Origin of the sequence: Mucilaginibacter kameinonensis (assembly GCF_003675385.1) — a bacterium.
Lineage (GTDB): Bacteria > Bacteroidota > Bacteroidia > Sphingobacteriales > Sphingobacteriaceae > Mucilaginibacter > Mucilaginibacter kameinonensis.
This window is the reverse complement of the sequence record NZ_RCWZ01000004.1, coordinates 383,051-395,571: the sequence shown is the minus strand read 5'-3', so window position 1 is coordinate 395,571 and position 12,521 is coordinate 383,051. Positions and strand designations below refer to the sequence as shown.

General features: G+C 44.5%; 6 protein-coding genes. 5 read left to right on the top strand and 1 reads right to left on the bottom strand.

The genetic code is table 11. The annotated features are described in order from the left end of the window. Positions 1-159: 159 nt before the first annotated feature. A complete protein-coding gene (locus EAH55_RS19930) occupies positions 160-1,053 on the bottom strand; it encodes an AraC family transcriptional regulator (RefSeq protein WP_112569292.1) in 894 nt (297 codons plus the stop codon). A gap of 437 nt (positions 1,054-1,490) precedes the next feature. Here EAH55_RS19930 and EAH55_RS19925 point away from each other — a divergent pair, with 437 nt between their 5' ends. The 5 genes from EAH55_RS19925 to EAH55_RS19905 all read left to right on the top strand — a co-directional run bounded on the left by EAH55_RS19925 (position 1,491) and on the right by EAH55_RS19905 (position 12,360). Beyond that, a complete protein-coding gene (locus EAH55_RS19925; RefSeq protein ID WP_121811202.1) occupies positions 1,491-2,156 on the top strand; it encodes a DUF3826 domain-containing protein in 666 nt (221 codons plus the stop codon). A gap of 107 nt (positions 2,157-2,263) precedes the next feature. After that, positions 2,264-5,449, top strand: a complete 3,186-nt coding sequence (locus EAH55_RS19920; protein WP_121811201.1) for a SusC/RagA family TonB-linked outer membrane protein — start codon at positions 2,264-2,266, stop codon at positions 5,447-5,449. Between the two features lie 12 nt (positions 5,450-5,461). Beyond that, complete coding sequence (locus tag EAH55_RS19915) at positions 5,462-7,270, top strand: RagB/SusD family nutrient uptake outer membrane protein (RefSeq protein WP_121811200.1); 1,809 nt, start codon at positions 5,462-5,464, stop codon at positions 7,268-7,270. Positions 7,271-7,334: 64 nt separating this feature from the next. Next, positions 7,335-8,996, top strand: a complete 1,662-nt coding sequence (locus tag EAH55_RS19910; RefSeq protein WP_121811199.1) for a pectate lyase family protein — start codon at positions 7,335-7,337, stop codon at positions 8,994-8,996. A gap of 268 nt (positions 8,997-9,264) precedes the next feature. After that, positions 9,265-12,360, top strand: a complete 3,096-nt coding sequence (locus EAH55_RS19905) for a DUF6298 domain-containing protein (RefSeq protein WP_244228266.1) — start codon at positions 9,265-9,267, stop codon at positions 12,358-12,360. Positions 12,361-12,521: the final 161 nt, after the last annotated feature.

Genomic DNA, 12,521 nt, shown 5'->3' with positions numbered 1-12,521 from the left:
TTTTACGTAGAGACGCATCACATGCGTCTCCCATAGGACAAGCCGCTTTGTAAATTCATTAAAACAAGGATTTGCATGTGGGAGACGCATGTGATGCGTCTCTACATTTTAAAACAACCTCTTAGAACTTCCGGCTAAGGACTTAAAACTTAACAAAAATCAAGCTGAAACTGCCTGCTTTTGCCCTTTGATGTAACGGCGTTTATATTCAAGCGGTGTCATCCCGGTAACCCTTTTAAAGTGACGGTAAAAGTTGGAGATATTGTTGTAACCGCATTCAAAGCACAAAACTTCGGTAGGCAGCTTGTCCTCAATCAAAAAGCGGCAGGCATGACTGATCCTGATCTCAGTTAAAAAATCAAAATAAGTTTTCTTGGTCATCAGCTTAAAATAGCGGCAAAATGAGGTAACACTAAGATTGCCGATAGCTGCTATTTTTTCCAGGCTGATCTCCTGCTTATAGTTGGCCAGGGTATAAGAACATACTTTATTGAGACGGATGGTATCCGATTCGTTTGATTGGTGGAAGTCGCTGTGTGATAGTGTTATCGGTTCAAATTCTTCATTTTCCGCCAGTACTTTCAGTATCGATAACAGGATAATGATCCTGTCGAGGTTGGTTGCTTCAACAGCCTGGCGCATCAGTTTGGCCAGTTCGGTTTTTGCTTCGCCCTTAATTACCATACCGCTTTTGGCTTTTTCAAAAAGCTTGGGCAGCATGTATGCTTCGGGTAAATTTAACAAGTAACGGCCAAGGCAGTCGGGCAAAAAATGAATCACGATCACTTCGACATTCAATCCGGAATCGGGCAAAAAATATTCATCCTTGCAGCGCCAGCAGTGTGGCAAAGCTTCGCCAAGCAAAGTAATTTCGCCCGGCGAAAAATTGCTGATATTATCACCGATAAACCTAACCCCTTCGCCCTTTATTACGTAGTGTAATTCAAGCTCAGGATGATAATGCCAGATACCCCTGAAGGTGGGCAAAATATCATGCCTGATACTGAATGAATTTTGCGGTTTTACCGCAACCTTGAGAAAATGGGGCTTCATTTTGTAAAAATCAATAAAGGTTAGCAGATCGGCAGGCGATTAGGTATGCGCCGCTTCGGTTTATATTTTTAAAAGTAGCAATTTTTAATTAAACCCTATTTGTGACAATGTAATTTTCTTTTGACAAAAATTTAGCTTTACAGGAAAAATGGCTTATGGTAAGATTGTATAATAAATAGATAAATACAAATAGGAAACGCAAAGCCTAACACGTGATATTTGTTAAAGCAACTTGTAAATCAGGCTGCAGGATACCAGGAAATATAAACCAATAAAATTAATTATACTTTTTATCAGGCTTTTAGAACTGACAAGATTTTAATATTTAATTAATTGTGATATAAACAATTAATTGCATTGAAAAACGGCAGTATTCTATAAAATTTTGAGAGGCTTTTATAATAAGCTGTATAATAATTTAACCAATTAAAACAACCATGAAGCACTTTAAATACATAGCCATATTGTTATTATCAGCTGCATGCAACGCCGCTTTTGCGCAGTCACCTGCCGATAACAACTACATTAAAGTAATAACCGAGCGCTCAAACAAAATTGTCACCGGAGCAGGCATTACCGATTCTGTAAAATTTAAGAAAGTGCGTGATATTGTGGTTGCACAATACAACGATTTGAACACAGTTTACGAAGCTCGCAAAACCAAGGTAAACGATATTAAAGCGCAGATGCCCGATGACAAAAACGGTGCTAATGCCAAAATAGCCCTTATAGATACCGATGTGGTAAAGCAGGTTAAAGTGTTACATACCGCATACATCAAGAAGTTAAATAAAGAGTTAAGTGCCGATGAGGTTGATAAAATAAAAGACGGCATGACCTACCGCATTTATCCAATCACTTATACGGCTTACCAGGACGAAATCCCGAACCTTACTGAAGAGCAAAAAAGTAAGATAAAAGGCTGGCTGCTGGAAGCAAGGGAAAACGCTATCGACGCCGAATCATCAGAGAAAAAACATGCCTGGTTTGGCAAGTTTAAAGGCCGCATTAATAACTACCTGTCTGCACAGGGCTACGATATGAAGAAGGAGGGGGAAGAATGGCAAAAGCGCATCAAGGAGCGACAGGCTGCAAAGCAGTAATTTTTGAACTAACCTAAATATCCCCGGTATCATGATATAAGCTTTAGCCGGGCCAACCAATTATACCAATTAATTAACCTGATCATGAAAATTAAATTATCAAGTTTATGAGAAAACTTTTCCTCTTACTTTCGGTGTTGCTGTGCTTAGGCAGCGCGCTAAAAGCCCAGGATCGTAACATAACGGGTACCGTTACGGACGAGAAAGGTGCTCCGCTGCCAGGGGTTGCCGTACAGGTAAAAGGCAGCAACACAGGTACATTAACCAATGCCGATGGTAAGTATTCACTTAAGGCTACCAACCTGCAGGCCATTGTTGTTGGGGTTAAATTTCTGGGCTACAACTACCAGGAAAAAACGTTGAAGATTGGCGAAATGAATGCCGACTTTAAAATGTTGCCATCACAAAACGCCCTCGAAGAGGTGGTTGTAGTTGGTTACGGTACCCAGAAAAAGGTTCACTTAACAGGCGCGGTTGCCGCGGTTGATATGAAGACCATTCAGGATATTCCTACTACCAACCTTGCGGCAGCATTACGTGGAACCAATGCGGCGGTTAGCGTTACCGGTGGTATAGCCAGGCCAGGCCAAAGCGGTACCATCACTATCCGTAACCCGGTTTTCCTGGCCAAGAATGGTGGTAGCACAACTCCCTTATATATTATTGACGGAGTGCAACGTACAGAAAGCGATTTTAACCTGCTTGATCAGAGTGAGGTTGAAAACATTTCGATATTGAAGGATGCAGCTGCAGCTATCTACGGTATTTTGGGCGCGAATGGTGTTATCGTGGTAACTACAAAACGTGGTCAGGCAGGTGCGCCTAAAGTGAGCTTCAGTTCATCGGTAGGTGTTGCAGACGCTATTCAGTTACCTAAAATGATGTCGGGCGTTCAAATGGCTACTTATCTGAATGATATTGAGCAAACACGATATAACCACACCATTACTCCTGAAGGTTACATCAATGGCGATTTAAGCAATAAAGACTTAAAATATTATACGCCTGATGAGCTGGAGTACTTCAAAAACAATAACCAAAATTTCCTGGAGCAGGCATTTAAACCGGCCGTTACCACCAGGAACGCACTTAGCATAACCGGCGGTAATGATAAGGTTACTTATTTTGCCGGTGCTAACTACGTAAACCAAAACTCAAATTTTAAAGGTGTAAATACCAACCGTTTCGGGTTTAGGGCAAGTGTTGACGCTAAAGTGGCCAAAGGTTTAAAACTATCGTTATCATTAAGCGAGGATCTTGCCAAAAGTAAAATATACTGGTACAAACTGGCAAGCACCAGCGAAAGCCCTGATAACGACTTTCTGTCGCTTAACCAGGCACCACCATGGCAAAAATATTTTATCGACGGGCATCCTGTATACTTAGGAACCAGCAATAACGATAACCTTAACTTCTTTGCTGTTCAAAATTCAAACAACTACACAGGTAACAATAATACTGTATTTAATGGTTTAGCCAATTTGAGTTACGAAATTCCGGGCATTAACGGGTTAACCGCCAATGTAAGCTATAACCGTAACATCAATAACGCTTTTAACAAGCAATATGGTTCAACATTTTATTACAACCAATACTCTGGCGAAGGCGATAATAACCATATTCCGGGAGGAACTGTGGTAGGCGTAAAAGCCATCAAAAATGGTGACAAGGTTCGTCTTACACCATCATTGGCTGATAATTATCAGTTCAATGCTAACCTGACATACCACAAACGCTTTGGCGCGCATGAAATTACCGCCCTTGCGTTGTATGAGCAGTATGAATCATACAGCGAAGGTGTTGCAGCTGAGGCCGACGGTGTAATTGTAGGCGGAAAAGACAATCAGACCTTCACCATCGGCGATCAATCGTCAAACCAGGCTACATTGGTAAAAGAGTATGGCCGTAAAGCGGTTGCAGGCAGGATAAACTATGCTTACGCAGATAAATACCTGGTTGAACTGGCCATGAGGGCGGATGCCAATACCAACTTTGCACCGGGCCACCAGTGGGGTTATTTCCCTTCGGCATCGGCAGGTTGGGTAATCTCAAAAGAGAACTTCTTTAAATCGGTAAGCTTTGTTGACCTGTTGAAATTCAGAGGTTCGGTAGGTTTGTTAGGGTCTGATAATACGCCTTCATTCCTGTACGCGGTTAACTACCAGTTTGGTACAGGTAACAAGGGTGGCGCGGTTTTCGGTGGTAATGGCGATAGGGGACTGGGCGCGTTGTTAAACATCGCTATCCCTAACGTTAACCTAACCTGGGACCACGACTTGAAAACAAACTACGGTTTGGACGCTGCTTTCCTGAATAACCGTTTATCAGTTTCGGCCGATTATTTCTGGGAGCACCGTTATGATATGTTAGCTTCATTGAATACTTCGGTTCCGGTAACTATTGGTGCCGCGCCATCTGCCGAAAACTACGGTATCATCAATACTTTTGGTTATGAGATCTCGGTAAGCTGGAAAGATAAAATAGGATCAAACTTTAGCTACAACTTCAGCCCGTTCTTTTCATGGAGCGATAATAAATACATCAAATATGATATCGCTGCGGCGCAGGTTGGAACCATCCAGGATTTGACAGGCAAATCTGGCGACCCCGGAACACTGGGTTACAAATCCTTAGGTATCATCCGTACACAAGCCGATGCCGACGCGATCATTGCTGAAAGGGCTGCCGCTGCCGGTGGCGCGCAAAACGTTAAGATCTTCGGTTACACTCCGGCTCCTGGTATGATCAATTACGTTGATAAAAACGGCGATGGTATCATCAAGCAGAATGATATTAACGATCAGTTTTATTTAGGTCATAAAGCCAACAACCACTATAATCTTGGGTTAAACTTAGGTGGTTCATATAAAACACTAAGCCTTAATGTGGTAATGGGAATGAGCTGGGGCGGTACGCAATCAATTGAGAGCGCGGCCATTAAACAGGGTACGGCTAACCAAAACAGACCGGTATTCTGGGCCGATCACTGGACCCCGACTAACACAAACGCAAGATATCCGGATCCATACTATTCAGATGATGTGAGTGCTACAAGTGATTTCTGGTTTGTTAGTCCGTTCACCTGGAATATTTCCAGCGCTAACTTAAGCTATACCCTGCCTGCCGGTTTAACCAAAAGGCTTGGCATGTCAAGCATAAGGGCATACGTGGTAGCAACAAACCCTATCAACTTTGTAAACCCTTTCCCTGATCATTACCGTGATATTTCATCACCATTTGGGGCATATCCTAACTTACGTACAGTATCTTTTGGTTTAAACTTAGGCTTCTAAACTTTGAAAGACATGAAATTATTTAAAACCATATTTGCAGCTTTGATCGTATCAGCCCTGTTTACAAACTGTAAAAAGGTGCTTGATAAGGAGGATCTTACCCATAGTACTCCCGGTCAGGTGTTTAATGACTCAACAGTAGCCATACTAAACATAAATTACCTTTACACTGCTAATCAGCCCGGCTGGTTTGGCGATACCGGCGGCGCCCTTGGCGGTGGCGGCGATAAATGCGACGAATTTTACAGCGATAACGCATATGTAAAAGGTACCGTTACTACCGAAACCGTTGGCGATATCGGTACATCAGTAAATATCAGCAATAACTACGGCCGCATCCGTAACATCAACCAAACCCTTCAGGATCTTGATGCCAGCACTTTACCGGCATCAACCAAAAACAGGTATAAAGCGCAGGCTTATTTCTGGAGGGCTTTCAGGTATTTTGATTTGGTAAGGTTATACGGTGGTGTTCCGCTGGTATTAAAACCGTTGGATGCTATCGGACAGGATGCTAAAAACGCGGCTTTGCTACCTCGTAACAAAACTTCGGAATGCTTTAAACAAATTGTAAGCGACCTGGACAGCTGCATCAAATACCTGCCCGCCAAATGGAGCGGAAGCGACTATGGCAGAATCTCATCGGCTGCAGCCGCGGCTTTCAAAGGCAGGGTATTGTTAACTTATGCAAGTCCTCAGTTTAATGCCAATAATGATGCAGCCCGCTGGCAAACAGCTGCTGACGCCAATGATAAGGCCATTCAAATACTTAATGCCAATAACTATGGCTTAAACCCATCGTACGATAACATGTGGTTTACCGAAAGCAGCAGCAATCCGGAGGCGGTTTTGGTAACAGGTTACAATACATCAACAACCGATCAGAACCAAAATAACAATACGTACGACAATGCAACCCGTCCGGCTTATTTGGGTACCAAAGGTGGTTCAAACCAGCCAACCTGGGATATTGTAAAATCGTACCCGATGCTTGATGGTAAAGCCCCTGGCGCGTCAACCAAATATGCTTATGATGATTCAAAGTTTTTTGATAACCGCGACCCAAGGTTTAACAAAACCATTGCTTACAACGGTTGTAACTGGCCTATAAACGGTAATACCTCATATCGCCTGTGGACTTATTTTTACTACAATAAGGCGGATGGCTCGGGTGTTAAAACTACCGAACCTACATCGGCAACAGGCTCAGGCTTTTACTTACGTAAAGCTATCGATCCTAATATCAGCGTATCTAACGCGCAATATGTGGGTACCGATTGGATGGAGATCCGTTATGCCGAAGTGTTGCTAAACCAGGCCGAATGTGCTGCCGCGTTGGGTAACGTAACTACCGGTTATACCAATATTATAGCTATCAGAAAACGTGCAGGCATTGAAGCCGGTGGCGATAGTCAATATGGCTTAGACGCGGGCATGAGTCCTGACCAGATGATCACCGCTATCATGAACGAGCGCAAGATCGAGTTCGCTTTTGAAGGTAAACGTTACTGGGACCTTCGTCGCCGTAAATTGCTTGAAAGCACCTTGAACGGTACCAAAAGAACCGGTTTGACGGTTACGTTGAACAATAACGCGAGTGCTAAGGATTACATAACCGGTACACGTGATGCTTCGGCAGCTGCATCTTTAGATGTCCTGTACAGCACGTCGTTCACGGTTAAAACCAAAGCTTTAGATTCATACAACATCGCGGTTCAGGCAGGTGATTACTTTTTCGGGATCCCTTCGGCAGCATTGTTAAACAATATCAATTTACAACAAAATAACACCTGGGGTGGGCCGTTTGATCCGCTTCAATAATTAAATTAATAGAACGATGGGTGCCTGCTAATCACTCAGCAAAAAGAATATTATCGATACAAATATGAAAAAACACACAGCTTTATTTTTAGTAGCAGCGGCATTGGGTTTAGCTAAACCGGCTTTTGCCCAGTACCCTGAAGTGCCGGAGAAGGTTAAAGCAGAGAGTGAAGCTTTGATGAAAGAGGCTACCCGTCGTTCAGATTCAGCATGGGCGGTTGCACTACCTATTATAAAAGCCGATCAAAGAAAAGGCAAGGTATATGTACCATGGGCTGCGCGCCCAACCGATTTGCCACAGGCTAAGATCCCGGCTTTCCCGGGTGCCGAAGGTGGGGGTAAATTCACTTTTGGAGGTCGCGGCGGTAAGGTATATGTAGTTACCAGTCTGGAAGATAATGGCCCTGGTACCCTGCGCGAAGCCTGCGAAAAAGGAGGTGCCCGCATCGTGGTATTTAACGTTGCCGGTATTATCCGCATCAAAACGCCAATTATTGTAAGGGCGCCATATATCACTATTGAAGGGCAAACTGCCCCGGGCGACGGTGTTTGTATTGCAGGCGAATCATTTTGGGTAAATACGCATGATGTGGTTATCCGCTATATGCGTTTCCGTCGTGGTGAAACTAATGTTGGTCGCAGGGATGATGCTTTGGGTGGCAACCCGGTTGGTAATATCATTGCCGATCACGTATCTGCAAGCTGGGGCCTTGACGAAAACTTCTCAATGTATCGTCACATGTTTGACCCTGGTGATGGCTCAAAAGAAGAGAAACTGGGTACCGTGAATATCACCATCCAAAACTGTATCTATTCAGAATCATTGGATTACTGGAACCATGCTTTTGGCTCAACAACCGGTGGCGAAAACAGCTCATTGATGCGTAACCTTTGGGCCGATAATACTGGTCGTAACCCATCTGTAGGCTGGAATGGCGTATACAACTTTGTAAACAACGTAGTATTTAACTGGCACCACCGTTCAATGGATGGCGGCGATTACACTACCAACTACAACGTTATCAATAACTATTTTAAACCGGGTCCGGTTACACCAAAAGATGAGCCGGTAGGCCACCGCATCCTGAAACCAGAATCAGGCAGGAGCAAGTTGAAAGAAAAATTCTTTGGTCGTGTTTATGCTTCGGGCAATATTATGGAAGGTTATCCTGAAGTGACTAAAGATGCCTGGAACGGTGGTATCCAGGTTGAAGGTGCCGGTGGTAAAGAATTGCCTGATGCAGGTGAATATAAAGATTACATGAAATCGGATGATCCGTTTCCGATGCCTTCAATGACGATCATGTCGGCAAAGGATGCTTTCAAATTTGTTGTGGCAAACGCCGGAGCAACCCTTCCCAAACGCGACCCCGTTGATGTGCGCATCACCGAGCAGGTACGCACCGGTAAAATTACTTACAAGGAAATGGAAACCGATACTGCTTACCAGTTTAAAGTGCGTAAATTACCTAAAGACTCGTACAAACTGGGTATCATCACTGCCCCATGGCAGGTTGGCGGCTATCCTGAATATAAAGGAACGCCTTACAAAGATTCGGATCATGATGGTTTGCCAGATGATTGGGAAACAGCACATGGCCTGAACCCTAAAGATGGTAAAGACTCGGCCCTGCCTGCAAAAAATGGCGGTGGTTATACCAATATCGAAGTATATTTAAATACAGTAGCCGCTAAAGGCGAAAAGAAATTGGCTTCGTTAAAGTAAAGAGATTAGAAAGCCTTGAAGTCATTTGCGCCGTTTATAAAAATCATTGCCGTTGGTTTTAACCAACGGAATAATAAATGGAAACAAAGGGCTTTAGCCCAAATGCCAATGCATAATTGGGCTGAAGCCTGGATTTTTTAGCTTATATAACCGTTGGTTAAAACCAACGGCAATGAAAAAAAATACATTTTAAACAACTGCTATAATGCGGGGATTGAGGTTTACAAGGATTTATATTTGGGTTGGTTTAATGACTGGGGGGATGCTTATGCATTCCCCCTTATTTGCACAGGATAAGAAAAAAGCCCCTAAACCACAGCCGCCCGTTGCTGCCGATAAAAACGGTAAGCTAACTTACGCGGTTGCACCAAACGGCGACCGTATTCCTGATTACTCATATTGCGGGTACATGGCTTCTGAAAAGCCCATCCCTTTGGTGCCTGTAAAAGTTGTAGTACCTGTAAAAGCAGGTGACGCTACACTGAGGATCCAGGCTGCGTTAGATTATGTTGCAGGTTTACCTGCCGATAAAGACGGATTTCGTGGGGCGGTTCTGCTCAACAAAGGCACTTACCAGGTTAATGGTAGCCTTAAAATAAATGCATCAGGCGTTGTTTTGCGTGGAAGTGGGATGGGAGCTAACGGTACCGTACTATTCGCTGCCGGAACGGATAGGGAAACTTTTATCCACGTCAGCGGTAAAAATGACCGGAAAACATCCAAAGAAATTAAAATTACTGATGCTTACGTACCGGTAAACGCCAATACGGTGCATATTGCGGATGGCGCGGATCTTAAAACCGGCGATCCGGTTTTAATTCACCGCCCAAGTACACAGGTCTGGATCAGTACCATCAAAACCGATCATTTTGGCGGCGACTTAACCGCCTTAGCCTGGAAACCCGGCGAACGTGATATTTACTGGGACCGTAAAGTAACATCAATAGATGGTAATAAAATAACCCTTGATGCGCCATTAACAACAGCTTTAGATACCAGTTACGGAGGGGGCTTAATATCAGCCTACCAATGGCCCGGCAGAATAGCGCAGGTAGGTATCGAAAACTTAAAACTACAGTCGGCTTATAACGCTGCTAATGCAAAAGATGAAGCCCACCGCTGGATGGCTATCACTATGGAAAACGTAAGTGATGCCTGGGTGCGGCAGGTAACGTTCGAACATTTTGCAGGCTCGGCGGTATTTGTTGGCACTACCGGTAACCGCGTTACGGTGGAGGACTGTAAATCGCTTGCGCCAGTTTCAGAAATAGGAGGGCAACGACGAAACACCTTCCTGACCATGGGCGGGCAAAACCTGTTTCAGCGCTTATATTCTGAACAGGGCTTTCATGATTTTGCTACCGGCTATTGCGCGCCGGGGCCAAATGCTTTTGTGCAGTGTATGTCGGTAGGTTCGTTGGGTTTCAGCGGAGGTATTGATAGCTGGGCTTCGGGCGTTTTGTTTGATATTGCCAATATTGATGGGCAGCCACTAAGCTATATGAACCGCGGACAGGACGGACAAGGTGCCGGATGGAGCGCTGCCAACAGCCTGTTCTGGAATTGTACCGCAGCCCGTGTTGATTGCTACCAACCCCCAACTGCTCAAAACTGGGCTTTTGGTACATGGGCGCAATTTGCAGGCGATGGCTATTGGAGCACACCAAACAGCACCATAAGCCCAAGAAGTTTTTACTATACGCAACTGGCTAACCGATTAAATAAAGATGTAACTAAGCAGGCCGATATCCTTTACCCGGCCACCGAGCCATCAAGCAGCCCAACCGTTGAGCAGGCGGCAGAGTTAATGGCCGCTGCACGTAAACCCGCGGTAACTATCAGCACCTGGATAGATCAATCGCCAAAAAGAAATTCGATCAGCACAGAATCAACGGGTGCAAAAACTATTGATGAAATAGGATATAAGCCTGTAGCGCCGGAGAGTTTAGCCCCTAAAATGGCTGTTACCAACGGTTGGTTAACCCGTGGTAATGTTGTGCTAACCGGGAAACATTTTGAAACACCATGGTGGAATGGCACAGTTCATCCGGATTATACGGAAAAAGAGGCCAAGCCAGCTATCTCCCGTTGGGTACCCGGACAAACCGGAACCGGTTTAACTGACGATCTTAACGCGGTAACCGATTGGATGAAGAAAGATAATATCGTGGTTTTTGAACATAACTACGGTTTATGGTATGATCGCCGTCGTGATGATCATGAGCGCATTCGCCGGATGGATGGTGATGTTTGGGCACCGTTTTATGAGTTGCCTTTTGCCCGCAGTGGTAAAGAACTGGCTTACGATGGCTTAAGCAAATACGATCTTACTAAATACAATACCTGGTACTGGAGCCGCCTAAAACAATTCGCCGATTTGGCCGATGAAAAAGGTTTGGTACTGGTTCATCAAAACTATTTTCAGCACAATATTATTGAGGCAGGAGCGCACTATACTGATTTTCCATGGCGTACTGCCAATAACATCAATGGCAGTGGTTTTCCCGAACCCGTACCTTATGCCGGTGACAAGCGCCAGTTTATGGCCGAGCAGTTTTATGATGAAAATGACCTTTCCCGTCGTAAGCTTCATATCGCTTACATCAACAAATGCATGGACAACTTCGCCGGTAATACCGGGGTGATCCAACAAATAGGGGCAGAGTTTACTGGGCCGCTGCATTTTATGAAGTTTTGGGTAGAAACTATTAAACAATGGGAGACCACGCATAAAAAGAAACAGATCATAGGCCTGAGCGCTACCAAAGATGTTCAGGATGCCATTCTTGCCAACCCGGCGACAGCTGCGGTTATTAATGTTATTGATATTCGGTACTGGTATTACCAGGCCAACGGAACGGCCTATCAGCCAGAAGGTGGTCAAAGCCTTGCGCCACGTCAGCAGGCCCGAATTTTGAAACCAAAGGCAACATCATTTGAGCAGGTTTACCGCGCAGTTCATGAGTATCGCACCAAATACCCTGATAAAGCGGTCTTGTTTTCTGCCGATGATTATGACCATTTCGGTTGGGCAGTATTCATAGCTGGTGGCTCATTACCTGTGCTGCCCGCCAATACCAATAAAGCTTTCCTGGCCGATGCAAGCAGCATGAAACCTGCAGATCTGCCCGGTTCGCCTAAAGATCAATGGGGATTGGCCTCATCAAAAGGGTATATCGTTTACAGTAATGGTGGTAATGCTATCCGTCTTGATTTATCGGCTGGTACCACTTATAAAGCACAATGGATTGACCCAAGAACCGGTGAACTTTTACCCGGTGCTGACACGGTAAAAGGCACTGCTAATACAGAAATTAAAGCACAAGGTAATGAGGCTGCAATTTTGTGGTTGAGCCGGAATTGATGCTGCGCACGGTCAAGCGTCTACGCTTGAGTGTTGGGCTTAGTAGGAGCGTCCACGCTCCAGTAAAAATGTATGGAATGTAAGCGTGGACGCTTACTTCGGGTATAGTTCAAGCGAAGGGCGCTTGAACTGGCGATAATGAAAATAAAGGGATTAAAAAA